Source organism: Pseudomonas sp. ADAK13, assembly GCF_012935715.1.
GTDB lineage: Bacteria > Pseudomonadota > Gammaproteobacteria > Pseudomonadales > Pseudomonadaceae > Aquipseudomonas.
This window is the reverse complement of record NZ_CP052860.1, coordinates 5,782,405-5,807,145: the sequence shown is the minus strand read 5'-3', so window position 1 is coordinate 5,807,145 and position 24,741 is coordinate 5,782,405. Positions and strand designations below refer to the sequence as shown.

Annotated in this window: 20 protein-coding genes; 4 read left to right on the top strand and 16 right to left on the bottom strand. The window is 58.5% G+C overall.

Going from position 1 to position 24,741, the window contains the following annotated elements; genetic code table 11:
- Positions 1-11: 11 nt before the first annotated feature.
- From HKK54_RS26725 to fimA, 15 genes are all read right to left on the bottom strand, one after another.
- Complete coding sequence (locus tag HKK54_RS26725; RefSeq protein WP_169389357.1) at positions 12-2,447, bottom strand: fimbria/pilus outer membrane usher protein; 2,436 nt, start codon at positions 2,445-2,447, stop codon at positions 12-14.
- A 158-nt stretch (positions 2,448-2,605) separates the two neighbouring features.
- Entirely contained in the window at positions 2,606-3,343 is a 738-nt protein-coding gene (locus HKK54_RS26720; RefSeq protein ID WP_169388395.1) for a fimbrial biogenesis chaperone, read from the bottom strand.
- Between the two features lie 67 nt (positions 3,344-3,410).
- Positions 3,411-3,941: a fimbrial protein gene (locus HKK54_RS26715; RefSeq protein ID WP_169388394.1), complete on the bottom strand. Its 531-nt coding sequence runs from the start codon at positions 3,939-3,941 to the stop codon at positions 3,411-3,413.
- A gap of 276 nt (positions 3,942-4,217) precedes the next feature.
- Positions 4,218-4,802 (bottom strand): fimbrial protein, encoded by a 585-nt coding sequence (locus HKK54_RS26710; protein WP_010170846.1) that lies wholly within the window; start codon positions 4,800-4,802, stop codon positions 4,218-4,220.
- A gap of 209 nt (positions 4,803-5,011) precedes the next feature.
- Entirely contained in the window at positions 5,012-5,434 is a 423-nt protein-coding gene (locus HKK54_RS26705; protein WP_010170844.1) for a hypothetical protein, read from the bottom strand.
- 70 nt (positions 5,435-5,504) lie between these two features.
- Positions 5,505-6,719, bottom strand: a complete 1,215-nt coding sequence (locus tag HKK54_RS26700; RefSeq protein WP_010170842.1) for an EAL domain-containing response regulator — start codon at positions 6,717-6,719, stop codon at positions 5,505-5,507.
- A 171-nt stretch (positions 6,720-6,890) separates the two neighbouring features.
- Entirely contained in the window at positions 6,891-9,041 is a 2,151-nt protein-coding gene (locus HKK54_RS26695) for an ATP-binding protein (protein ID WP_169388393.1), read from the bottom strand.
- Complete coding sequence (locus tag HKK54_RS26690; protein ID WP_010170839.1) at positions 9,041-9,667, bottom strand: response regulator transcription factor; 627 nt, start codon at positions 9,665-9,667, stop codon at positions 9,041-9,043. The genes HKK54_RS26695 and HKK54_RS26690 overlap by 1 nt, the downstream gene beginning before the upstream one ends.
- Positions 9,668-9,824: 157 nt before the next feature.
- Positions 9,825-10,997 (bottom strand): EAL domain-containing response regulator, encoded by a 1,173-nt coding sequence (locus HKK54_RS26685; protein ID WP_010170838.1) that lies wholly within the window; start codon positions 10,995-10,997, stop codon positions 9,825-9,827.
- Between the two features lie 164 nt (positions 10,998-11,161).
- The gene (locus HKK54_RS26680; RefSeq protein ID WP_169388392.1) at positions 11,162-12,061 is read right to left on the bottom strand and encodes a fimbrial protein; all 900 of its coding nucleotides are present in this window, start codon (positions 12,059-12,061) and stop codon (positions 11,162-11,164) included.
- Positions 12,062-12,074: 13 nt separating this feature from the next.
- A complete protein-coding gene (locus HKK54_RS26675; protein WP_010170836.1) occupies positions 12,075-12,578 on the bottom strand; it encodes a fimbrial protein in 504 nt (167 codons plus the stop codon).
- A gap of 12 nt (positions 12,579-12,590) precedes the next feature.
- Entirely contained in the window at positions 12,591-13,115 is a 525-nt protein-coding gene (locus HKK54_RS26670; RefSeq protein WP_169388391.1) for a fimbrial protein, read from the bottom strand.
- Between the two features lie 22 nt (positions 13,116-13,137).
- Positions 13,138-15,726: a fimbrial biogenesis usher protein gene (locus tag HKK54_RS26665; RefSeq protein WP_169388390.1), complete on the bottom strand. Its 2,589-nt coding sequence runs from the start codon at positions 15,724-15,726 to the stop codon at positions 13,138-13,140.
- Between the two features lie 51 nt (positions 15,727-15,777).
- Complete coding sequence (locus tag HKK54_RS26660) at positions 15,778-16,500, bottom strand: fimbria/pilus periplasmic chaperone (protein ID WP_272902977.1); 723 nt, start codon at positions 16,498-16,500, stop codon at positions 15,778-15,780.
- Between the two features lie 57 nt (positions 16,501-16,557).
- Positions 16,558-17,103, bottom strand: coding sequence for a type 1 fimbrial major subunit FimA (fimA, locus tag HKK54_RS26655; RefSeq protein WP_169388389.1), 546 nt, complete (start codon positions 17,101-17,103; stop codon positions 16,558-16,560).
- A gap of 398 nt (positions 17,104-17,501) precedes the next feature.
- On the opposite strand from fimA, the gene HKK54_RS26650 reads away from it, so the two are divergent.
- The 4 genes from HKK54_RS26650 (at position 17,502) to HKK54_RS26635 (ending at position 22,566) form a co-directional block, all read left to right on the top strand.
- Complete coding sequence (locus HKK54_RS26650; RefSeq protein ID WP_010170829.1) at positions 17,502-18,887, top strand: MFS transporter; 1,386 nt, start codon at positions 17,502-17,504, stop codon at positions 18,885-18,887.
- Between the two features lie 117 nt (positions 18,888-19,004).
- The gene (locus HKK54_RS26645) at positions 19,005-20,339 is read left to right on the top strand and encodes an OprD family outer membrane porin (RefSeq protein WP_169388388.1); all 1,335 of its coding nucleotides are present in this window, start codon (positions 19,005-19,007) and stop codon (positions 20,337-20,339) included.
- A gap of 179 nt (positions 20,340-20,518) precedes the next feature.
- The gene (locus HKK54_RS26640; protein WP_169388387.1) at positions 20,519-21,547 is read left to right on the top strand and encodes a LacI family DNA-binding transcriptional regulator; all 1,029 of its coding nucleotides are present in this window, start codon (positions 20,519-20,521) and stop codon (positions 21,545-21,547) included.
- A 14-nt stretch (positions 21,548-21,561) separates the two neighbouring features.
- Positions 21,562-22,566, top strand: coding sequence for a nucleoside hydrolase (locus tag HKK54_RS26635; RefSeq protein ID WP_169388386.1), 1,005 nt, complete (start codon positions 21,562-21,564; stop codon positions 22,564-22,566).
- Here the strand turns inward: HKK54_RS26635 and treS are convergent.
- Positions 22,544-24,610 (bottom strand): maltose alpha-D-glucosyltransferase, encoded by a 2,067-nt coding sequence (gene treS, locus HKK54_RS26630; protein ID WP_169388385.1) that lies wholly within the window; start codon positions 24,608-24,610, stop codon positions 22,544-22,546. The genes HKK54_RS26635 and treS overlap by 23 nt on opposite strands.
- Positions 24,611-24,741 lie beyond the last annotated feature (131 nt).

Below are 24,741 nucleotides of genomic sequence, written 5' to 3'. Positions count from 1 at the left end.
CGCCGCATACCTCATGACCCAGCACTCAGGCACAGCGCGTTGCCCTTCAATATCTGACCCTGCTCTTTAAGGGCCGGCACTTTCAGCGTGCAGGTCTGACCACTCTCTTTACCCCAATTGACCAGCAGGCTTTGTGTGCCGTCCTTGATACGTGCATACAGTTGCCCGCCCTGCCCTACAGTGCCTACCGGGTTACCTGCGTCATCCACCACGGTGGCACCGAACGGCAATGGACTCTGGTCCTTCAAGCGCACGTTCAACAACAAGGCAGTTCCGTGCACCGTGGCGAAGTCCACCGCTACCACGGCACCCGACCGGGGGGCGATCTTCTGGCTGGTTTCGCTCAGCTCGACGTCCTGGGATATACCGTCCGGGTCGATAGCGATCTCGTTCAACTGATAAGGCTGCAGATAGTTGATCACCGCCGAACCGTTGCCATCGAGCCGCAGGCCTGGATAACCCACCACCTTCGCGCCGGCCGCACCGGGGGCGCTGATCACCGCCATGGTTTCACCGGTGTAAGGCGTCAACGTCACACCTTTTGGATGGACCACAATCGTGCCGCCACCACCCAGGGAGAGGCTGCTGTAGCCATCGCCTTCGCTGAGGGAACCGTTGACCCGGGCTTTGGAGCCCATGTACTGGCCGCTGACCGAGGTGTCGGTGGACTGGCTTGCGCCATCGCGGTCGGCCGTCAGGCTGTAGCCGTATTCATGATCCTCACCGGCGCTGCCGCTCACGCTCGCTTGCTGGCTGTAATTGCCCTGGCTGTCGCGGGCCAAACGGCCCGACAGCTGCGGCGAGTTGTACGAGGAGCCGAACTCGATCGGCATGCTCACGGTAAACAACTCAGTGGTTTGCATCTCCGCCAGGCCGGAGCGGCTGCGACTGAGGTTGAAGCCCAGGCTGACTCGCCCGACTTGTGTGCTGTAGCCCATCTGGTACTGGACATCCTCGCCCGGTTCGTTCCAGTAGTTTTCGGTAAACCCGCTCAGTGACAAATGCCCCCAGCCGGCCAGGCTCTGGTCGAGGGACAAGGTCAGGCGACTGCGTGGCTGGCCAATCTGGCTGGTGTCGGTGCCATGCTCTTGAGCGTCCCGGAACAGCGCGGCGGTGTTGAAATCAAAGTAACCGCTGGTGGAAAAACGATACGCTGCCAGGGAGAAGTTGCTCCCGGTGCTTTGCACGTTTTCACTGAAAGACACCCGCAGGCTCTGCCCCTGCTGATCGCCGGACGGCAGTTCTGTCTGGGCGTGAGTCACGTCGACCCCGAAGGCGCCGATGGGGGTGCCAAAGGCAATACCGCCCAGCACCGACAGGTACCCATCGCTGGCCTGGGCGCCGGTATAACCGGTCAGCGAATTCGCCAAGCCGTATTGATAGGTGCCTTGCAGCAGCCCGACCTGTTTATCGATGTAGTTATTGCGAGTCTCGCCCGCCGTCACGCTGAAACGCGACGTGCCAGGCCGCAGCAACTGGTTGACCGAGGCATAGGGCACGATGAAGCTTTGCTGAGTGCCATCGGCTTCCAGTACAGTCACTTGCAGGTCGCCGCCATAGCCGGTGGCATACAGGTCATCGATGACGAAGGCGCCAGGCGCCACCGTGGTCTGCAGCAATACATTGCCGCCCTGGCTGATGGTGACCCGGGCATTGGTGCGGGCGATCCCGCGTACCACGGGCGCATACCCGCGTAACGTCTCTGGCAGCATGCGGTCGTCGGTTGCCACTTCTACCCCGCGATAGGCCAGGGTGTCGAAAATCTCGCCGCTGGTGTTGGCCTCGCCTACCGTCAGTTGGCTTTGCAAGGCGGTAAGGTCACGCTGGGCGAACGTGTTGATTTCCTGGTACTTGGTGCCGGTCAGGCTGTCCCAATTCAACGATCCGTTGTGCCGCAAGCGCCAGTCACCCACGTTCAACCCCGCGTTCAAGCCGACATAGGCAGAATCGTCAGTACCCGACAGGTTTTTGTTGTGGTTGGCGTTGAAGTCATAGCTGAGCATCGCGGCGGTGGTACCGCGATCCCATAACTCAGGGCTGACATACCCGCGGGCGTTACGCCGCATGGCCGCCTGCGGAATGCTGAAGTCCAGTTGCTGGGTCTCGGTGGAAAACAGTGCTGTCGCCTCATCGATCACCTCGGCGATGGACGTGCATTGTCCGGCGTCCAGCTTGGCCAGCGCCGCCGGCGACAGGGCTTCCACGTTTACACCGATCAATTCCAGCATGCGGCTGTCGACGCAGACGATGGGGTTCCTGCCCTTGGCGTCGGACACGATACGAATATCCTGGCGCATGCTCAGGGTCGAGTTCACCAGAATGTCGGCCCGGTAAGTGCCCGACATGACCGGGTTGCCACTTTGGAACAACGTCAGGTCAATCCCGCTTGAGCCCGCCGGAAGGAAGGAATCGTCGAACTGCACGTCTTCGGCCATCGCGTGAGGCATCAGCAGTGCGCTGGCGATCAGTAACAGTCGACGGCCCCAAATCGGCGAACAGCCGACGCTGGAGCAGCAGATTTCCTTCCGGCGCATGCGCAGAGGAGAGAGCGTAGTCATAGATTACCCGGACAACAGAGGGTGAAAACGATTGGGGCCAGAAGGGCCTAAGGCTTGACGGGTACCCGAGTGGGCACCAGGGCGCCGTAATCATTAATGGCGCTGTATTCGACGTTGGCGCCGGGGCCCGGCATCGACTTCAGGCCGGGCAAGGCAAAGGTGTGGGTCTCGCCGGGCGCGACCATTCCCGCTTCACTCGGTACTCGCTGGCCGCCGTTAACCAGGGCCAGGTCACTTTGCGAAACGTAAAAAGCAGTGGGGTTGTAGGCTTGCAGCCCATAAGTACCGTTCTTTTGTGCGACGACCTTCCACTGCAACGCCTCGATGGCCGCTGTCGGTGTACCGGGTAAATCGGCAGGTCGATAAAACACTTTGATCCGTGAGCGAAAGGCCATTTGCAGCATGTTTTGCTCCCCCGTGGCCTTGACCGGGATTTCCAGCACATTGAGCCAGAACACCGACTCTTTGTCGGACGCCAGCGGAGCACCGGTAAACATCAGGCGCAGGCTCTGCCCCTTGGCAGCATCAACCCGGGAGACCGGTGGGGAAATCACAAACGGCGCTGAAGAGTTGCTTGGCGTGGATGCAGCATCCCCCTCATCAATCCACGACTGAACGAGGACGGGTTTGGCACCGTTGTTGTTCAGTTTGACGGTGACCTCTTTCTTGTCAGCCGGATAAATCACACGGGTGCCCGTGATGACGACCGAAGACATCGCCTGGGAACAACCGAGCACGGCCGCCATCATCACGACGCAACGGCACCAGGCCTTTTTACGCTGCATATCATTCTCTCCCGACATCGTCGGCGCACCTTCCAGCTTCCTGAAAGATGCGCTGACCGCGCAGCTTTTACTGATAGTTGATCGAGTAGGTCACCGAACCCACGACAGTACCGGCGGTGGTTGCCGCGCTGGCAATGTACTGAACGGCGTACGGCAGCACGGCAGTGGCGCCGGTCACAGTGGTACGGGCAGTGTTGGCGGTTTGGCTGGTATCACCGGCCTTGATCACAGCACCATTGGAGTCGAGCAATTGCAGTTGCACGCCAGTGGCATTACCGGTGTTACGGATGTTCTGGGTGGTCGGGTCGACGCCCGCGCCCGCTTCAAATATCGCAGCGGCGGTCGCAATAGTGCCCTGGCAGCCGCTCAGGTTAATGGTGAAGTTGGTGGCACCAACAGTCGCCCCCGCGCTCGCCAGCGACGCAATCGAGAACGTCGGAAGCGTTACGGTGCCCACATTGCTCGTGCCATTGACCGAAGTGGTGCAGGTTTGAGCCGTCAGTTGGCCACTGAAGTTGATAGTGCCATCGGAGGCTTGTGCAGCAGACATCACGAGTGCGGAAGTCGCCGCTGCAAGAACGAGGTAAGTACGGTTCATAAGTTGCCTCAAAATCATTAGTTGGATAAATGCCCGGCAGGCCACTCGCAGTTGCAATATGGCGGTGCGTTTTGCACAGGGTGAATGATGTTTCTTTTAGTGAAACCCTTCAAATTGAAAAGTCCTGCAACAGCTTCGGAAATTTCCTACCAGAGTTAAGACTCTTCCGAAGGCTTCAACTTTCAATTCGTATAAGTGCAGCCAAACGGCTTTTTTGGTTGAAATGGATATATCAAAGACTTGATCAGCGATATCGCTCTCAAGTCCTTGTGGGTTTTAGTTATAGGCGATGGAATAGGTAACCGAGCCCACAACGCTGCCCGGCGCAATAACATCGTTGGCAATGTACTGGACGCCGTAAGTCATCACGCCACCGTTGGTGGCGAGATTAGTAATGGCCGGGGTTCGCGGTTGGCCCGGGTCACCGGCCTTGATCACATCGCCGTCGGAATCAAGCAACTGGAGCTGCACGCCGGTGGCACCACCGGTGTTAATAATGTTCCGGGTGGTGGGATCGACGCCTGGGCCGCTCTCAAAGTAAGTGGATGCCGTCTTGCCAATCACACTATTGCCCGTTAAGTTTTGCAGGAAATCCTGGATGCTATTCCCAGTGCCGCATGCACTCAGCCCAATGGTGAACTGGGTTCTACCCGCGGTGGCGCCTACGGCGCCGAGGGCCATAGTGCCCAGTGTAGGCAGCGTAACGGTGCCCATGTTGCTGCCACCGTTCACACTGACGGTACACGTCTGCCCAATCAGTTGGCCTTTAAAGTTAACGGTGCCATCGCCTGCCTGTGCAGCCGGTATCACGAAGGTCGACGTCAGCGCTGCGAGCGCGACGATACGGTATGTGCGCGTCATAAGTTGCCTCGAAAGGTTAAAACATCATTGATCGAAATGCTCGGCGAACCGTTCACTGCTTCGCTGTGACTGCGCACCTTGCATGCAGTGAATAATGTTTTTTCCGGCCAACCCCTTCAACGTTAAAGGTCCCTTTGCAATAAGGGAAACTTCCGGCTTAAACAATGACATTTCCAGCACCGTCGGTATTTTTCCCGATACACCTGTAACTAAACAGACACCCGCTGCTTGCCGTAAACCTCATGCAACTCGACCTTGTCGATAAAGCCCATTACTTGCTTGATGGACTCTCGGTCCGGCGGGCCAGGCAACGCAAAGCGCATCGACGATGACGACGACTCAACTGTGGAAAGCACCTGCAGCGTATTGCCCTGGTAAACCAGTAAATGTTTGATTGCCGGCGAACTTCGTACTAACTGTTCAAGCACTTCGCCTGCATTTTCCAGCACGACCTGATGAATAATCAGCAGGTCAAACGGGCATAACGCGTTATCCAGTATCACCAATAAATCCCGGAATGATGTCAGCGGGGCAACACGACTGTAGCCAAGCCCCGAGAGGTTCTTTTCTATGCTGACTAACCTGGATTGTTCTTCGTCAACCAACAAGACACGCAACTTTGGATTCACCATGAAACACCCTTCCTGGCCCACGAGAAAACTGAACACCCAGTAAGCATTCAGCCGCACTGATGGCCTGTATTCAAACGTTGTTGATCGACGCGCGCTGCGAGTCCAGCCACAACAGCAGCCGATTGGCGCTCATGGGCCGCGCACAGAGATAACCTTGAGCGTGCACACAGCCCAGCTTGATCAATGACTGGCGCTGTTTTTCGGTTTCGACACCCTCCACCACCACCGACATGTTCAGCGCCTCACCCAGCGCGAGGGTGCTGCTGACAATGGCGCGATTGGCGGCGTTGGTATCGAGGTCCTGAACGAAGCTGCCGTCGAGTTTTATCTCGGTAAAGGGCAACTGGCACAGGCGCTCCAACGATGAGAACCCCACGCCAAAATCGTCGATGGACAACCCGGAGCCCATCATCCGCAAACGGATCAGGCTCTCCAGCACCGCCGGGGAAGTTTCGAGCAAACCGCTTTCGGTAATTTCAAAGGTCAGGCAGGACGCCGGTACCTGATAACGTTCAATCAACCCGCTGATACCTGCGACCAATTGCGGGTTGCTGAATTGCTCCGCCTGCAGGTTAAACGCGAGATTCATCTGCCGTCCGGTGGCCAGGACTTCCTGCCACACCATCAAGCCCTGTTCAAACAGGGCGAAAAACAACTCGTCCATCAGGTAGAAGCTGTTCAGCAAGGGCAGGAAATCAGCCGGTGACAACAATCCATAGCTTGGGTTGTCCCACCGCGCCAAGGCTTCCATGCTGTCCACCGCGCCGGTGACCAAATTGAATTTTGGCTGGAAAAACGCCCTGAATTCATTCTCCTGAATTGCCTTTTTCAAGGCGGACTGGGTGAACCATTTCAGATTGAGGGAGCTTGAAACGTCCGTTCTTCGCACGGCCAGCGACTCCAGGAAACCGGCCACCATGGGGCCTATCTCACTGGCCCGTACGGGCGTATCGACATACCCCAACACCTTCACACCGTGCATCGACAGCATGCGATCCAGGGCGCCGTGCAGGTTCGCCGGGTAAACACTGCAAATGATCAGCGCCTTGAGCAGCCCGCCATGACTGAGGTCCTCGATCAGCGACAGCCCTTGGGTGCATTGCAGTTTCAAACTGCACAACACGATGTCCACCGGACCGTTAAGCGCCAGTACCTCCAGCGCGGCAGCACCGTCGGCAACCGCTGTGACGTCTTCACAACCGAGATCCTGAAAAACGCTCGTTGCGATCAGTCGTTTGAAAGGCTGTTCTTCGATAACCAGAACGCGTATCGGTAGGAAAGACATGGCGGTTCTTACACAGGTGATGGGGACCGGTAAATTATTGCGCCCCACCCCTGCTGTGTATTTAGGATTGGTCCTAATGGCCTCTGGAAAAACTCCGTGTGCCAAACGGAAATTTCCGACACGAACAGGAAACGTCCGAAGGCTGACCCAAGGGCCCGTGACCCTGGGGTTTCATGGCAAGGCGATCAAGGCCGCTTTTAGTGCAAGCATGGCTTGCTCCAGGGCCAGGGTGGCGGCGGTCACTTCGCCGGGCTCCGCCTCCTCACAGGCCGTTTCCAGCTGCGCACAACGAATCAGCACGTTCTGTGCGCCGACAATCCGCCCGCCGCCCTTTATCCGGTGTGCCAGCGTGGCAAGGCCTTCGATGTCCATGTTTGCGTAGCATTGCATCAGCACGCACATGTCCTCTTCCAGGCTGAGCGCCAGGTTCTTGGTAATGGTGCTGACCGAGTCCTCGTCGCCCCGGGCCAACTGGATCAGTGAGGTCAGGTCGAGATTGATCCCCTGCCCCACCATGGCCAAGGGCGCTTCATGGGGATGTGCCAATGGCTCGATGATGGACATCCGGGCACTCAGCTCCCTGAGCCGGATGGGCTTGAACAGGCAGTCGTCCATGCCGGCATTCAGGCACCGCTGTTTTTCCTCGGGCTGGGCATTGGCGGTCAGGCCGACGATGACGCAGGGTTTCGAGCCTTTGCGCTGTTCTTCGTCGCGGATGGCGCGGGACAGCTCGTAGCCGTTCATGATCGGCATGTGACTGTCGGTGATCACCACGTCATACGTACCCTGGCGCCATGCCCTGAGGCCGTGTGCACCATCCTCCGCGTCGGCGACGTCATGCCCCAGGTACGTCAGCTGTTGGGACAGCAGCAAACGGTTTGCCGGGTAATCGTCCACCACCAGCACACTCAGGCGCTTCGCTCGAAGCACCGGCGAGACTGTGTCGTGGGTGGTCGGGGCTAGGTTTTCAAGCACCGGCAGGCGCAAGCTCACGTCGATGCGGGTGCCCCGCCCCAGCTCACTCGACAAGGTCAAGCGCCCGCCCATCATTTCGCACAGCGTGCGAGAAATGGCCAGGCCCAGTCCCGACCCCGTACGCATCGCCTCAGCTGGCTGGCCGACCTGGGTAAAGGGGCTGAACAACAGGGCCTGGTCCTCTGGCGAGATGCCAATGCCGGTGTCGATGACGCTCAATGTCAGGTCCAGCTCGGAGCCATCCACCACCGGGGTGCAGCGCAGAAAAAACCGTACCTGGCCTCTGACGGTAAACTTGATCGCGTTACTCAACAGGTTGGACAAAACCTGCTTGACCCGCATGGCGTCGACCAGCACTTCACAGTCCGCCTGGGGGTCGAGATCAATCTGCAGTTCGAGAAATTTCTGCTGCGCAACGCCATCAAAGATACGGGCGACCTTGAGCACCTCGTCATACAGGTTGGCTCTTTTCGGCGCCAGGGTGAGTTGGCCGGACTCAATGCGCACGATATCCAGGATGTCACCCAGCAAATCCACCAGGCTGTTGGCGGCGCTGGAGGCGATGTCCAGTGACACCCGATCGATAATGCCTTGTTCGGCCCGTTTGCTGGCCATTTCGAGCATGCCCAGCACGGCGTTCATGGGCGTACGAATTTCATGGCTCATGGTTGCCAGGAACAAAGTCTTCGCGTTGTTGGCGTCGTCGGCCTCTTTTTGTGAGGCCTTCAACTGAATCATCAACTGTTCGCGGTCACTGACATCCACCCATCCCGCAATCACCCCGACCGCCCGCCCGCGAGCATTGAAGCAGGGGAAAATCCAGTAGAACAGCGCCAGCGTTTCCCCGTACGGCGCGACGAGGCTGCCGCTGCCAATCAGCGGGACACCCTCGCGCACAACCCTGAGGTAATGCTCGTGGTATTGCCGGGATTCAGACAACGGCATCAGTTGCAGTTCGGTGATGGGCTTGCCCAGGACCTGGTTGAGGTCCATGGCCAGGAAATCCAGGTAGCTGTTGTTGCACGCGACCAGGCGGCCCTCATGGTCGCGAATGAACACCGGCCGCGGGACGTTATCGATCATCTCGCGCATGTTGGCGACAAATGTCGCCAGGACCCGACGGGGGTCATCGGCCTTGCGCCGCCACAGCAGCACCCCAAGGTTCCAACAGAGGATAGAACCCAGCCCTGCCAGCGCCATACCCCAATAGAGCGTGGATTGACCCTGGGTGCGCACCACCATGTCGAGTTCGAAATCGGGCGTGCCGGCAATGTGCGGTTCCGCCCGCGCCAGTAATGGCACCCCGGCGATCAGCAACGCGGCAACAATCGTTTTGGCGGCCTTCATCAGATAATACTGTTGCGCTTGGCCACTTCCGAAAGTGACACGACTGACGTCACTTCAAAGCGCTCCAACAAACGCGTCTTGTAAGTGCTGATGGTTTTATTGCTGAGCAGCATCGAGTCGCCGATTTCCTTGTTACTGCGCCCCTGCGCAAGATGCTTGAGGATCACCAGCTCGCGATCCGACAGGTTTTCGATCACCCGCGCTTCATTCATTTCGACGTCACTGCGCCGAACCGAACCAATTGCCAGGTTGGGGAAGTACGTGTAGCCGGACATCAGCACTTTGACGGCGCGACGCAGGTCGTCCAGGTCGTCGATCTTCGAGATAAAACCGGCAGCGCCCGCGCTCATGCAACGCTTGAGGTACAGCCCGGCTTCCAGGGACGTGAGGACCAGAATTCGCGTGGCGATATTCAGGTCGATAATGCGCCGGATGACTTCCAGGCCGTCGAGCTTGGGCATCGAAATATCCAGCACTACCAGGTCCGGCGTCTCCTGACGCGCCTGTTGCACAGCGTCGGCACCGTCGCCCGCCTCTACTACTGTTTCGAAACCTTCCTGTTTCAAGACCATTTTGACCGTCGCCCGAACTATCGGGTGGTCGTCCACTACCAGCGCCTTGCGCATATCTATCTCACTTATTGTGTTTATCTGGACACAGACCACGAAACGAGAAGGCGTAGAGGGAGGCAAGCGACTACACCGGCAGAGTCTAGTCCAACCGCACCTGAACAATGCGGGTTATTTTTGCCCTTCGCGCGTTGTCATTTTCAGATCGGCTGTGTCATTCCAGCCACTCTTTCAAGCGGCGTGCACTCATGGGTTTGGCCAGGTGAAAACCTTGTGCAAAGGTTCCACCCATGGCGAGGGCCTGGTCGCGTATTTCCTGGCTGCTGACACCTTCGATCACCAGGCTGATCTCAAGCGCGCGGGCCAACGCAATCGTGCTGATCATCATGGCCTTGCTGTGCAGGTCGGATAAATCCTGCACCACCGAACTGTCGAGTTTCAACTCCTGGAAAGGCAGCTGGCACAGCAACGTCAACGAAGAAAAACCGGTGCCAAAATCATCGATCGACAGGCCACACCCCAGCAGGCGCAAACACAGCAAACTTTTCTGGGTAGCCACTGGCATATCCAGCAGGCCGTTTTCGGCCAACTCGAACATCAATGCCGAGCCTGGAAGATCGTGCTCAATCAATGCGTTTTCGATGTACAGCGCCAAATCAAAACGGGCCAATTGCGACGCATGCAAATTGAACGCAACCTGCAGCGTAATATTGCGGCCTCGCAGGGCAACCAGCAGGTCAAGGCCTTGGGCAAACACCTGCTTGAACATGTCGTCGATCAGGTCGTACGCCAGCACCGCTGGCAGAAACTCACCGGGCAGCAGCAACCCACGGGTTGGGTGCTCCCAACGCGCCAACGCTTCCACGCCGCACAGGGCGCCGGTCCGCAAGTCGAACTTGGGCTGGAACCACGCCTTGAACTCCCGCGCCTCAAGGCCATTTCTGACCTCGGGCTCGGTAGGCAACTTGAAGGAATCCGTGACCAACAACGGCGAAAAGGTTTTGTGCTTGATGTAATCACGCAGGATCGTGCTCAGGTCTTGCACGGGCGCGACAACGCCCATCACACCAATCAACTTGAGCTGTGAAAACTGATTGATGCACTCCACTGCCCGTAAGAACTGAGGTTCAAGGGTCGCGCCTAAAATCAGCGCATTCACCAGGCGTGCCCGGCCCGCGAGCATCAGGAAGTCAAAATAGCCGAGCTTCTCGTTGCTCAAGTCGCAGATAACGATGTCCACGCCTTCTGCACGGGTGATCAGGTCCAGGGCTTTTTCACATTCCCCCGCCTGGAAAACCGCACGCACGCCCAGCACCGTCAAGGCCTGAGCAATGGCTTTGCGACGTGGCAGGCGATCCTCAAGTACGAGAATTCGTAAAGAAATCATGTTGGTACAGACCCTGTTTTCGTTGCCGCCATGCTGCCGTCTTTATTGGCGAATTACGAAAGCCGTTTTCCTGCATATCGCAGGGAAATTTCCGAGGAGATGGCAGAAGGCTTTTATTGGTTGAACGTGAAGCCTTGGCGGATGCCCCGACCTGTTGGAGGCGTCTATTGATAAACGAAGGTGACACCGATAACGGACTGCACATTTCCTGCGACGACCTGCCCACCGGTGCGGGCATAGGACGCCGTCATCCCTAGCTCTACGGGGCTGACGCCGACCGAGCCCAGCGAAATATTGTGGTTGGTCGCGATCACGCCGCTGGCGTTTGACAGCTGCACGCCAATACCGGAGGCGGGAGACGCGGAAGCCGTATTGCTAAAGGTGGTGTTGGCGCTGTCGGTGGTCGGACCCGTCAGGAAATAGGACAGGTTCTGGTTTTGCGCACAGTGCACGTTCAATGGCACTGCGGCTGATCCCGGGTAATCAGGCAGGGTTACGGTCACATTGCGTGAGGAGACATCGCAGCCACCCGTGGGAACAACCACGGTGTTATTGGCGTAAATATTCCAGGTAATGATTTGGTAGGGAACGGAGTCAACCTTCTCCATGGTGAGCCTGGCCAGCATCTGCCCCGCGTTGACCGTGATTCCAGAGGCGCCACTGCCGATCACTTTCAAAAACAGTACGGTGTCCCAGGGCGTGAGTGTGCCCCATGTATGGTTGACGGTAATAGTGGGTGTGTTGATGGGGAAGTCATACGAGGCTCCATAGTAGGTAATGCTGCCCGTCAGGTTATTCAGCGGCCCGGTGTATTGGCCGGAGATAATCCTTATGGGGTCCTGGAAGTCGGCAGGGGCCAGGTTCTTGCAGCTGATGCTGTTGCCCAAATGAACGACAATGTTCTGGCCTACTTGAACGGACGGGTCCAGGTTGACATACACGTTATTGCCCCCACCGCCATCGACAGAGATCACACCGTTCACATAGCACAAAAAAGCATTGGCACTGGTTGAAAGTCCCAAGGTGAGTAACAGCACGAGCAGGGCGCTGATTTTTATCTTCATCTTCCACACCTTACTAGGAGTATGTATAGGTCACGTTAATCAGGGCCTGAATGCTGCCTTGCGTTGCATTGCCATTAACGGATAACGCACGGACTTGCAGCGACACGCTGGCTGACTGTGTTGACTCATTGACCTGGACACTGGTGGAGTTTCCATTATTCAAATTTTTGCCGCTGGTATCCTGCAACTCCAACTGAAGATTGAGCGCATTCCCCTGGTTTTGGTAATAACCCGTGTTGTCCGCAGTGCCTGTAAAGGTGGCGGTGACTCTGGATGTGCCCACCGGGCAGTCCGTCAGGCCCAGCGTCACCGGGTACCAGGCAGAGCTTGCCCCCGCCTGACTGAAATCAGAAGCGTACAGGTCCCCCAGCACCACGGCTGCCGGCGGGGTTGAGACCGTACAAGGGTGGGCTACCACTCGCCCGTTGACCGTAATCGTCACGTCTGCCGCATCGGCGTTCATGATCCCGGCAGTCAGTAATAACCCTGCCAGCAGGGCCGCCTTTATACCGTTCATTCCCGGCCTCCTTCATTGAAACTCAAGGGTAAAATCGGCAGTCGCATTCACGACCCCCGCCGTCACCGGGGAACGGGTCGCCATCAGGCACGCATAAAAACTCAGGGTATTTGACTGGCCCGCGATCAGCGGGGTCCAACCAAGGGATTGGGGCGCGGCGTTTAGAGGGATTGGCTGTTTGTCACTGTCCAGTATCTGTATACCCAGACCACTGGCGGCATTAGTGCCCGCGCCAATTTTCAACAGTGTGTTGTTGTCTTCGTCTGATGTTCCACCGTAGATAATCCTGACCCCGGTCGTTGAGCTGCCGCATTTATCAAAGACGATCTTGAAGGGCACAGGAACAGTCGTCGCCCCCACTCGGTCAAGTTGTTTGGCCGCGTTGCTCATCAAGTCCACGGTGAACCCTTTGGAGTCGACCGACACCGAACAGGTATTGTCTTTAAGGTAACCCGTGATGGAAATGCTGGTGTCGGCTGCATAAGAGTGACTGGCGAAGCACGGCATCAGGCCCAGGACACAAAGGTACTTTTTCATGGGTGGCACATTCCTGTTTCGATTACCGGCACGCCGCCGAGGCATAACTCAAGGCCTGCGCCTGGCTTTCGGCGGGCAGGCTGTACGTTGCGCGGCAGTGATCCTGCGCACCCTCCCCCCACTTCACGTTGATTTGCCCGGTGGGTGACAGCCCGGTCAGATAGACCTGCCCACCGTCTGCAACAATGCTCCCGGCCTGGCCCTCGCCATAAGACGCGATTGAACCGAACGGTACGGGCTTGTCGTTGTGGGTCAGCGTCATCAGGACTTTCATCCCCACGCGGGCCTTGAAGTCGGCGCGCACCACCGCCCCACGCGTCGGCACGACGCTTGATATGGGGTCTTCCAACTCAATGTTGTTGGCCAGGGAATCCGTGTTCAGGGCGATGCGGTTTTCGCGATAGTCCACCGCATAGGGCAGCACGGCATATCCGCGCCAGTCTGTGCGTATACCGGTCTGGTTTTCGATGGCGACATGATCTGCCCCCGGTGCTTTTATCAGCACCATGGTGTCGTTCAACGGCTGGCTGAAGGTCACGCCATCCGCGTGCGCCAATACCCCACCGCTGACGCCGTAATACACCTGGCTATAGTCGTCACTGGTGCTGTAGCCGAGGTTGGCATTGCCATAAGGCCCTCGGTAGTTCAGCGAGGTGTTGCCGGTTTTCGATGCCTCTTGGTGCCCGCCCGTGGCGTATCCCGTCTGGACGCTATAGCTGAGGTTGTGATCGTCAAGCAACGTACCATAGAGCCCTGCCGTGCTGGTGTCCCGCCCTTTTAAATCACTGGATGCATTCATGCTGACGTTGGTGTTTTTAAAGGACGAATGACTGTCTGAACGCATCCAGTGGCTGAACGGAATACTGATATTGATGGCCAGTAACTGGTCTTTGTTATCGGCCCAGGCGCTCTTTGTCAGGCTGTAGTTCACCCCCCAACTGATGTCTTCGAATGTGCTGTTGTACCCGACCTGGAGTTGCTCATCCGACTGTCCGGTTCCCCAATAGCTCTGCTGGCTCCCGGTTAAATACAGCGTGGATGTCTTGCCCATCTGTTGCGTCAAGGTGGCCTGGAAGCGACCCCGCTTGCTGTAGTTGAGGTTGTAGAAATCGGTGATTTGCGGCGTTATCTGAACAGATTGATCCTGGTTGACCACCGTGAAGCCGCTCATGCGGCTCCAGGCCGTGTCAGCCAGGGTGTAGAAATTTTTCGTCGAATAGCGATAGCCCAGCAGTTGCAGGTTGGTCCCCCACTGATTGATGGATTTATTGTAAAGAAACCGCAGGGACTGCCCCTGGTGCTCAGTGCCGTCAGGCAACGTCGCATGGGCCTCGGTCAGGTCGGCCGATATCGCGCCGAGGTCGCCCAGGTTCTTGCCCAGACCAATGTCGACGGCGCGGTAATTGTTCGAGAACTGCGTGCCTCCGAAGGCCGTCCAGTCATGGGGCAAACCCCAGAATGCCGCGCCCTGGAGAAACTCCGGTGTGTCTTGCTGTGCATTGCCGCTGCGGTATTGCCCCGCCGTCAGCGAGTACTTTACGTGGCCTTCACGCTCCAGCATCGGCACTGACGAATAAGGCACTGTGAATGTCTGTGTTGAACCGTTCGCCTCCACCACCGAGACCTGCAAGTCGCCGCTGGTGCCTGGCGCATAGATGTCATTGAGGGTGAAAGCACCGGGAGGCACGGTGGTCTGGTAGATTTCATACCCATTCTGTTTCACCGACACCTTGGCCGTGCTTCGGGCGATCCCGCGTACAACCGGTGCAAACCCTCGTTGGCTGTCCGGGAGCATGTTGTCGTCCGACGCAATTTGAGCGCCCCGGTAATTGATGCCGTCGAAGATGTCGCCTGCGGTATAGCCGTCGCCCAGGGTCAATCGACTGTGCCAGGAGGAAATGCCCCGCTCCAGATAGGTGTTGGTGTGCTGCCACTGGTTCTCCTCCGTCCCCGCGCCGTGGCTGTAGATCCACGTCGTGGTGTCCCTCAAGCGCCAGGCGCCGAGGTTGATCCCGCTTTGCAGGCTGAGGTACGAATAGCTCGACGTCCCGCCCTCTTCGCTGCGCACTTCGCTGCCGGTGTAGTTGTAATTGAGCAAGCCCGCGGTAATGCCGTCATCCCATAGTTCCGGCGCAATGTACCCGCGCGCCTGGCTGCCCATGAGTGCCTGGGGAACGCTGAGGGAAAGGCGCTGCAGGCCAACGTCGAATGTGCTGGTGGCGTCGTTGATGAGTCGCGTAAACGGCACACACGCCGTGCTCTTCATGGCCATGATCTCGGGCACGGCTAACGTGTTGATGCCGAAGGACGCGAGTTGAGCGCGGGTCAGGCACGGTTCCAGCTTCTGCCCATCGGGGCTTTTGGCGAAGGTAACGTCCCGGGTCGCCATGTAGCCATCGTTCATGTAGATGTCCACACGGTAGGTGCCGGGAGGCGCCTCCAGGCCTTTTTCAAAGGCAGAGAGATCCGCCACTGATGCAGGGTCATCGGCAAGGAATCGCGGGTTGAAATAGTTGTCTGCACGCGCCGAATAAAAGGGGACTACGAGAACCAACGCCAAGGGTGATAACAGTGATCTTTTACGTGCTGACTCCCAGGTTCCATTTTTCATGTGTGTGTTACCGCCAGCTCCATAACCCGGGATTGATTCGCTCAACACTATTTACTGCTCGGTTCCTTTCATCACTGGCGTCAGCGCACCGTAGTCGTTGATGGTTCGATAGCTGATCGCCCCGGCCGTGTCACCAGGCAGGCCCACTGTCACGGAGCCCATAGGCGGCGCCATCGCGTTCTCCAGCGTCCGAGTACCGGCAGCAAGTTCCGTGATGGTCAGGAAGTAAGGGCTGGGATTGGTAATGAGCAGGGTTTTCCCACTGCGCTTGAAGGTCAACTTTGCCGGTGCGTCTTCCGGGGAAATACTCAGATCCCGTGGGCGATACAGCAGTTTTATCCGGCTGGTGATTGCCAGTTGCAGCGTATTGTCTTTCTGTAGGGCCTTGTCTACAGACGGAATGGCCTTGACGTTGATCCAGAATAAACTTTCCCGGTCTTTCGCCAGGCTACTGTTGCTGGCATCGACAATACGCAGCGTGTTGTCCTTTTTCCCCTGCATCACAAACAAGGGCGGTGTAATGACAAACCGACCGTCTTTCTTGCCTTCACTGTTCTCAACCCAGGACTGGATAAGAAAGGTGTCCTTGTTATTGTTGTTACTTAATCCCAGCGCTGTTTGTTTCTGATCTGCAGGGTAAATAACGCGCGTTGCACCGAGGGCCACGCCCGCTTCCGTGGGGCTGGCGAGAACAGCCACTGCCAATGCGAGCAGGGTTGGAATTGTCTTTGCGGTTATCATGATTTTTTTCACGTCAATCTTGTTGGCGAACACACACTTATTACATCAAGAAGGCCTTCCTGGCCTGAGCACATCCTTGTCAGTTACGGGTTACTGGTATTGCACTTTGAAGTTCGCGTTGGCGTTGGCAGTACCCGCTGTGGCTACACCCGTTGCGATGTAACGTGCCTGGAACGGCAAGGTGTTGGTGCCATCATTGAGGGTCAACGGGTTGCTGAACGTGGCGCCGTCAAATGTCAGGGGGGTGCCTACGCGGTCCAGAACCTGAACGCCGACGTTGGTTGCAGCACCGGCAGCAGAGCTTTCCAGGGCCAGCGCTTCGGTATTGGTGGGATCAGTGACACCCGTGAACGCGACAGACGCTTGAGATGAAACCGAGGTATCGCAGTCATTCAGCTGGATATTAAAACCAACAGCCGTACTGGTCTGGCCGGCCGCGCTCAGTGCCGCGGTTCTCACTTGGCCCAGTTGTACGGTCTGGTCAGTAGAGCCCGTATCAACTGCGCAAGCTGCGTTAACAACTTCACCCTGAAAGTGAATGGTGCCGCCATTGACTGTTGTAATGTCTGCGTGAGCTACGCCTACAGACAACAGTGAGGCTGCAATCGCGCTGTTAATCAGATTAATTTTCCGCATAACTCTAAACTCCATATCTTTTGGGATTCCAGTACTTGGTATAAGGCAACTCAAGCACCCGAACTATAAGTAGCTCTTTAAGGAATAAGAATGGAGCAGGTTCCCGCCGGGTTTTATGAAACCTCTTGGGTTTAGAGCGATAATTCCGTACGCCGGAGAAATTTCCTCCACCGAGCCGTTTCATTGGCGATGCCGTGCACGCATCCACCGCCACATCTGTCATTCGACTGCAATACAACCCTGCCTAAGATCCGCCCAAGGATCTCCACCATCGGCCTTTGAGGTTTACCCCGGGCCGATTTTCAAGGTCAGCTATCTACGCGCGTAGATAGCTGTAGAAGCAGAACAAACACACCCAATGGTCATGTCCGGGCCTTCCTTGGATCAGGAGTTTTTTGATGTCGACAGTTGCAAGTGCTGCTCAACCCGATGCGCCTATCGCATGGGGCGCAGCGGATGAAAGCTTGATAACCCCGCAAGGACGCCGGGAGTTGTATCGCGCCACCCTCGCTTGTTGGCTGGGCACGGCAATGGAGTACGCAGACTTCGCCCTGTATGGCCTGGCGGCGGGCCTTATCTTCGGCGATGTGTTTTTCCCCAATGTGTCGCCTGCGATGGCGTTGCTTTCCACCTTCGCGACCTGGTCGGTGGGCTTTGTGGCGCGGCCGATCGGTGCGCTGTTCTTCGGATGGCTGGGTGATCGCAAGGGCCGCAAGGTGGTCATGGTCTCGACCGTTGTGTTGATGGGCGCTTCCACCACGTTGATCGGCTTGATCCCCAGCTATGCATCGATCGGTATCTGGGCGCCGGCATGCCTGGTACTGCTGCGCTTTACCCAGGGCTTTGGTGCAGGCGCCGAATTGGCCGCAGGCACGGTGATGCTGGGCGAGTTCGCGCCCGCCAAACAACGAGGCCTGGTGTCTTCGGTGATTGCCCTGGGCTCCAACAGTGGGACCTTGCTGGCTTCATTGGTGTGGCTTGCCGTGGTGCAAATGGATCAACAGCAACTGCAGGACTGGGGATGGCGCATTCCGTTCCTGTGCAGTTCGCTGATTGCCCTGGCCGCCCTGTGGCTGCGTCGCAACCTGCGGGAAACGCCGGTGTTCGAACTTCGAAAGGCCCAATTGCAAGCGCAGCGCGATAACGCCCTCACTGCCCCTGTACAGCCGGTTGGTTTCTGGAAAGGCAGCCGGGCATTTCTGACCATGGTCGGCCTGCGCATTGGCGAGAACGGCCCGTCTTACCTGGCCCAGGGGTTTATCGTCGGCTATGTGGTGAAGGTGCTTGCGGTGGACAAATCTGTCGCGACCCAGTCCGTGTTGATCGCGTCGATCCTCGGCTTCTTGATCATCCCCTTGGCGGGCTGGCTGTCTGACCGGTTCGGTCGACGCATCGTGTACCGCTGTTTCTGCCTGCTGCTGATGCTCTACGCCTTCCCGGCGTTCATGCTGCTGGATTCCCGCGACCCGGCTATTGTCATGACCACCATCGTGGTCGGCATGGGCCTCGCTTCCCTGGGTATCTTCGGCGTACAGGCGGCCTGGAGCGTCGAGATATTCGGCGTAAAAAACCGCTACACCAAACTCGCCCTGGCCAAGGAGCTGGGCTCGATCCTCTCCGGCGGTACCGCGCCTCTGGTGGCTGCCGCGCTGCTGACCTGGACCGGCCACTGGTGGGCGATTGCCGGGTACTTTGTCGCCATGGCCGGGATCGGTTTCGTGACGACCTTTGTCGCCCCGGAAACCCGTGGGCGCGACCTCAACGCGCTGGAAGATGCTATCTAGTTTCACCCCCCTGAAAAACCACTGACGCCTCGCAGAAAGGCGCAAACCCGCACGACGGTTCAACCACCAGTCGGGCGAAGCCATGCCTGTAAATCGGCAATCCATAGGAGCATTGACATGAAACGGTCCACCCTCGCACTGGCAGTGACTACCAGTATCCTTGCGCAACAAGCACTGGCAGCAGGCTTTATCGACGACAGCACGGCGTCGGTCAACGCGCGCACTTTTTACCTTCGCAGTGATAACCCGAACACCCCGGGCGTTGATCAGAACGAACTGACCCAGGGTTTCAAACTCGACTATCTCTCCGGGTTTACCCAAGGCACGGTCGGCTTCGGTCTCGACGTTCAAGCCATGCAGGCATTCAACCTTTCCGGTGGTACCCAGCACCCGAGCGCCAGCACCTCGAACTCACTCGCACCGGTCGATTCGGACGGCACGCCGGTGGACAGCTGGAGCCGCCTCGGGGCCAACGCCAAGCTTCGCGTGTCCAAGACCGAGTTCCACGCCGGCAGCGCGCTGCAGCCTAACCTGCCGATCCTGGTGGCCAACGACGGCCGGTTGCTGCCGCAAACCTTTGAAGGCGTGACGGTAACGTCCAAAGACATCGATAACCTGACGATCAATGCCGGGCAACTCAACCGCTCCACGGGGCGTGCGTCGTCCAACTCCACAGGGTTGGCCATTGCCGGTGGCACCCAGGACAGCAACTCATTCACCTACGCCGGCGCCGACTGGAAAATCACCCCCACCACCACCCTGCAGTACTACCGCGCCGACCTGAAGGACTATTACACCCAGGATTTCCTTGGTTTGTTGAACACCACGCCGCTGGGTGAAAACTCCCGTTTTAAAACCGACCTGCGCTACTTCAACAGCAAATCCCAGGGTAAAAACGGCACCACCGGCTACCTCTTCAACAACAACGGCGGCTACGCCAGCGAACCGGGCAAAGTGGATAACACCACCTGGAGTGCGGCGTTCACCTACTACCTGGGCGGCAACGCATTCATGCTCGGCCGCCAGCAGGTGTCTGACTCCGGCGGCACCGTGTACTTGAACCAGGGCAACGTAGTGGGCGGCGCCGGCAACAGCGAAGGCAACGGCGGCGCCAGCGTCTACCTGATTACCGACGTGATGGATAACTCGTTCATCCGTGCAGGCGAAAACACCAACTTTGCCCAGTACTCCTACGATTTCGCCGCGCTGGGCGTGCCCGGTCTCTCGGCCTCGGCGCTGTACCTGCATGGCGACAACATCCGCTCGGTCGACGGCGCCAGCCGCTACTCGGAGTGGGAACGTGACATGCGCATCGACTACGTGGTGCAGAGCGGTCCGTTGAAAGGGTTTGGCACCTCGTTGCGCGAAGGCAGTTTCCGCAGCGGCATTCCCAACGTGGGTGCGGTGGACCAGGCGCGTGTGATCTTCAGCTACACCTACGCGATCTTCTGACCCTGACGGGGCTGCGGGTGTCTAAGCGAAGCCGTACACAGGTCATCAAACTGAAATAAACCAGCAGTGATAATGCCGCCCATCTCAGCCCCTTCTCTTGCCGTAAACATCTACGCGGGTAGACCTGTTACCGGGTACCGCCCGCGTGTCCATCGACTCACAGGAAATGGCAGGTCGCTTTGACAAAACAGTATCCCACCCGGGCCACACGCGATGATGTGGCCCGCGAAGCAGGAACCTCGGTCGCGGTCGTCAGCTATGTGATCAACGACGGCCCAAGGCCCGTCGCCAAGGCGACGCGCCAGCGTGTACTGGATGCCATAAAACACACCGGTTACCGGCCCAATGGCGTCGCCCAGGCACTGGCCTCGGGCAAAACCCGCACCTATGGGCTGGTTGTGCCGAATATCTCGAATACCTTCATCGCCTCCTTCGCCCATGCACTGCAACAGGAAGCATTGGACAACGGCCTGGTCATCCTGCTGGGCGATTCCGGTGACTGCCGCAAGCGTGAGCTGAACCTGATCAACAACCTCCTGAGCCAGCGGGTGGATGGGCTGTTCTACACCAGCGTCGACCGCCACCCGCATATCGAGCTGATCCAGGCCAGCGGCACGCCTTTTGTGATGCTCGACCGCGTCAACCCCAGCCTGGCCGTCAATATGCTGCGGGTCGACGAGCGCGGCGCTGCACGTCAAGTCACTGCACATTTGCTGAGCCATGGTTACCGCGAGGTAGGCATCATTTGTGGCCCCCCGGAAATGCTCAACGCCCAGGACCGCTTGAACGGCTGGCGTGACGCGCTGGCGGACTCCGGCATTGAAGAACGCGCCGAATGGATATTGCCCGCCAGCTACACACGACAAGGCGGGTATGACGCGACGCAGCGCATGTTGGCCGCCGGCCCACCGGCCCGCGCGCTGTTTTGCTCCAACGAAGCGCAAGCCATCGGCTGTATTCGGGCCCTGTCGGAACACGGCATAAAAGTCCCCGAACAGGTAGCCCTGGTGTGTTTCAACGGTACCGAGGAGTCGGCGTTTTATGCGCCGTCACTGACCACCGTGTGCCAGCCCGTGCGGGAGATGGCCAAAGCCGCCATTGCCATGCTGCTGGCCTGGAATGGCGAGGTGAAGCTGCAAGAGTTTTCTCACCGTCTGGTGATTGGTGAGTCCTGCGGATGCGGCGCTGTGCAAACACCGCGAGTCTAAAAAAAGAAGGTGAAATGAAACGTTTAATTATTGATTGCGATCCCGGAAACGGGATTGCAGGCGCCAATGTTGACGACGGTCTGGCATTGGCGCTGGCACTGGCTGCACCCGAATTGTCGCTTGAACTGGTCACCACGGTGGCAGGCAACACCCCCAGCGCCGTGGGTTACAACGTCGCCAAAGACCTGATGGCCCGAACCGGCCGCTCGTTACCCGTGGTCAGGGGCAGCACTCAGGCACTGCAGGAACCCGGCGGGCCCTGGCGCGATGCGCTGGACAACACCGTACACAAACGCCAGCTCGTGCATTTATGGAATGGCGTGCGCCCTCCCCTGAATTTCGAGGCCCCGGCCCAGGAAGCGGCCGACGCCATAGGCCAGTTGATTTGCGCGAACCCTGGGGAAATCACCCTGGTGGCGATCGGGCCGCTGACCAACGTGGCGCTGGCGATTGAACGCTACCCGGACATGATCAAGGCGGTCAGGCAAATCGTGATCATGGGCGGTGTTTTCGCCCTGGATGACTTCATCAAGGACACCAACTTCGGCTTCGATCCGGAAGCGGCGGACCGTGTCCTCGGTTGTGGCGCGAATATCACCCTGGTGCCCCTGGACGTCACCACGCAAACCCTGATGACGCACCACGACCTGGACCGTATCCAGCAACTCGATACGCCCCTCGCCCGTTTTATCTGCGAGACGTTCAGGCCCTGGATCGACTACTCAATGGCCACCCGCAGCCTGGCCGGTTGCTGGGTCCATGACGCCCTGGTGATTGCCTGGTTGCTGGATCCGCGCGTTGCCACCGCCACGCAGTACTACACGGAAGTAGAACTGCGCGCCGGCCGTACGCGGGGCAAAACCTGGCGCTATAAGCAGCCACTGCGGCTGGACGTTGGCATCACACCGCCTACTACTGGCCTGGTGGACGTATTGCAGACCGTGGACAACCGATTGCTGCTGGAAATCATCGAACGGTACTTGTCGATGCAGCCGCTCAAAGCATCGGTGAGCTACTGACCACCCGCAACGCCAAGCCTTCATATGCATCCAGCGTAATGGTGAAGTCCCCCTCGGGCGTCAAATCACCTTCTACCCGCTCATTGATGATGTCCACCACCGGCCCGGGCGCAATATCGGGCAGGTGCAGGGTTTCGGTGATGGGTGTGGAGCCGAAGTTCAGTGCGGTGATCTGGGTGCCTTTGCCCGCCGGCAGTTCGTGGACCATGATCAACAGCCCCGGGTGCTGTACGTCCGGCACCAGGATCTGGCGACTGGCGGCGATGTCGTAGGCACGGCGCACCGCGAGGATTCTCTGCAGTTGGGAGGCAAACGAGTCCGGGTCGGTCAACTGGTGGGTCAGGCTGCCATACAGGGTTTTAGGGCGCGGCATGTGCCCGGCGGACTGCGGCGCGTCCGGGTTCAGGTCTACCAGGTCGTAGGCGCCGCGGTGAATCCAGCGAGTGTCGCCATCCAGCATCAAATGGGCAACGTCCTCTGCCGGCAAGGGCAGTGCGCCGACCAGGTCCCATCCGGAGAGTGCGAACACCCCCGGTTGCATCGCGTTGTACATCACCAGCAGCAGGTGAATCTGGCGGATCTGCTGGATATCTGCGGGGGTGATCGCCTCAAGGTCGCGAATCCCCAGCGCCGCCGTGATGATGCTGGCGGTGGTGCAGGACACCCCGTTGGTCACGAACTTCAGGTTATACGGCGCGTGCTCGCCCGCCAGGCGTTCGTACATCTGCTCACGAATGTGCTCGCGCAGGATGCCGCCGGGGAAGGTCTGCCCCTGGTACAGGTAGGTGTCATGGGCGTGCAGCGTCCAGAAATGCACCAGCTCCAGGGTCAGTTCGTCATGGTTCTGCAAGGCATGGATCAGTGAGCCAGGGTCGATGCCGAGGGTATGCATCTCCCGGAGCATCAGGCGCAGGAATTCGGTGTCCCCCATCAACAGCGCGTGCTGGTACGCCGGGCGGGTGATGAAGTCATAGGACAGGTCGGCGCCGCCATGGGACATGGCGGCAATGTCGTCCACCGTCAGGTTCAGCTCCTGGAAGCTGAAGCCGCCCGCCTTGCGAATCGCGCCGCCCAGCAATTGGTTGCCGGTGATGGACAGCGGATGGCTTTCAGACCAGGCGTTACCTTCAAGTTTGCGCTCCACGCCGAGGAATCCGTTGGCGTCCAGGCGCAGGATTTTCGCGCCCATCACGTCGATGGCGTGCAGTGCGTCGCCAATGATCATCTGCTGCGCGGCGAAGGTCGGGTCCAGCCAGTTCAGCGACGGTTGGCCTTCCTTGAAGTAATGCAAGTACACCCAGCGCCGGGGCTTGCCGTCCACGCCGATGACCACGTCGGTGGCGCTCCAGTCGGTTTCCTTGACCCCGGGCTCGAAGAAAATCACCCGCTGCAACTGGCCGACGATGTAGTGCTTGTCTCTGAGGGCGTCGACCTGCGTCGGGCTGAGGTTCTGTGCATCGCGGCCTTCGGTAATCTCGGGCAGCAATGGCCAGTCTTCCTCGCGGATTTCCACCATGTGGTAGAGCCCGGGGTAGTCTTCGTAGGCCATCTCGGCCAGGCGGAAGTCCGCGCCCTTGCCGGTGTGGGACGGAATCACGTCGTCAATGATCACCGCGTTATGCGCGGCGGCCATGCGGGCCAGGGATTGAAGCTGCGCTTCTGTGCCCAGTTGCGGGTCGATGTCGAAACTGATGCGGTCAAAGTTGCCGTCAATGGTCGGCGTGTGCTCGGTGCCCGTCAGGCCGCCCGAGCGTTTCAGCGGGCCGTTATGAATGCCCTGGATGCCGATTTTCGACAGCGCATGCCACAAGGTTTCATCACCCAGGGCCTCCAGCACGCTGCCGTTTTCGCGGGTAACAATAGACGCCGGGTACGCCGTGAACCACACCGACGACAGGGCTGAAGCATCACGGGGCCGCGTGTGTGCATAAGGCTGTTGCCATAGCCTGCCTTGCCCCGAGTAGAGTTTGGCCCGCTGTTTAGCGGCGTGCAGCATCGATTGTTCTACCAGCCAGGCCACATGATTCTTCTCGGCATCCGTCATAAATCGATCACCTGCGCTCATTAAGTATTCGATTCCGGCGCCTGCATTTGAGCTTGCATCGCCGCACCGTTGGTTATTGTATGAGGCCCTGAGCGGCCATTCGTTGCATTGGCCGTCACCCATCATCAAGA

Bases quoted from the DNA above. Each gene is read 5' to 3' on its own strand.
- HKK54_RS26675 (WP_010170836.1), bottom strand. From the start codon at position 12,578: ATGAACGGTATAAAGGCGGCCCTGCTGGCAGGGTTATTACTGACTGCC.
- HKK54_RS26635 (WP_169388386.1), top strand. From the start codon at position 21,562: ATGAAACGTTTAATTATTGATTGCGATCCCGGAAACGGGATTGCAGGC.
- HKK54_RS26650 (WP_010170829.1), top strand. From the start codon at position 17,502: ATGTCGACAGTTGCAAGTGCTGCTCAACCCGATGCGCCTATCGCATGG.
- HKK54_RS26720 (WP_169388395.1), bottom strand. From the start codon at position 3,343: ATGCAGCGTAAAAAGGCCTGGTGCCGTTGCGTCGTGATGATGGCGGCC.
- HKK54_RS26700 (WP_010170842.1), bottom strand. From the start codon at position 6,719: ATGTCTTTCCTACCGATACGCGTTCTGGTTATCGAAGAACAGCCTTTC.
- HKK54_RS26705 (WP_010170844.1), bottom strand. From the start codon at position 5,434: ATGGTGAATCCAAAGTTGCGTGTCTTGTTGGTTGACGAAGAACAATCC.
- treS (WP_169388385.1), bottom strand. From the start codon at position 24,610: ATGACGGATGCCGAGAAGAATCATGTGGCCTGGCTGGTAGAACAATCG.
- HKK54_RS26715 (WP_169388394.1), bottom strand. From the start codon at position 3,941: ATGAACCGTACTTACCTCGTTCTTGCAGCGGCGACTTCCGCACTCGTG.
- HKK54_RS26690 (WP_010170839.1), bottom strand. From the start codon at position 9,667: ATGCGCAAGGCGCTGGTAGTGGACGACCACCCGATAGTTCGGGCGACG.
- HKK54_RS26645 (WP_169388388.1), top strand. From the start codon at position 19,005: ATGAAACGGTCCACCCTCGCACTGGCAGTGACTACCAGTATCCTTGCG.
- HKK54_RS26695 (WP_169388393.1), bottom strand. From the start codon at position 9,041: ATGAAGGCCGCCAAAACGATTGTTGCCGCGTTGCTGATCGCCGGGGTG.
- HKK54_RS26665 (WP_169388390.1), bottom strand. From the start codon at position 15,726: ATGAAAAATGGAACCTGGGAGTCAGCACGTAAAAGATCACTGTTATCA.
- HKK54_RS26685 (WP_010170838.1), bottom strand. From the start codon at position 10,997: ATGATTTCTTTACGAATTCTCGTACTTGAGGATCGCCTGCCACGTCGC.
- HKK54_RS26725 (WP_169389357.1), bottom strand. From the start codon at position 2,447: ATGCCTCACGCGATGGCCGAAGACGTGCAGTTCGACGATTCCTTCCTT.
- HKK54_RS26710 (WP_010170846.1), bottom strand. From the start codon at position 4,802: ATGACGCGCACATACCGTATCGTCGCGCTCGCAGCGCTGACGTCGACC.
- HKK54_RS26680 (WP_169388392.1), bottom strand. From the start codon at position 12,061: ATGAAGATAAAAATCAGCGCCCTGCTCGTGCTGTTACTCACCTTGGGA.
- fimA (WP_169388389.1), bottom strand. From the start codon at position 17,103: ATGCGGAAAATTAATCTGATTAACAGCGCGATTGCAGCCTCACTGTTG.
- HKK54_RS26670 (WP_169388391.1), bottom strand. From the start codon at position 13,115: ATGAAAAAGTACCTTTGTGTCCTGGGCCTGATGCCGTGCTTCGCCAGT.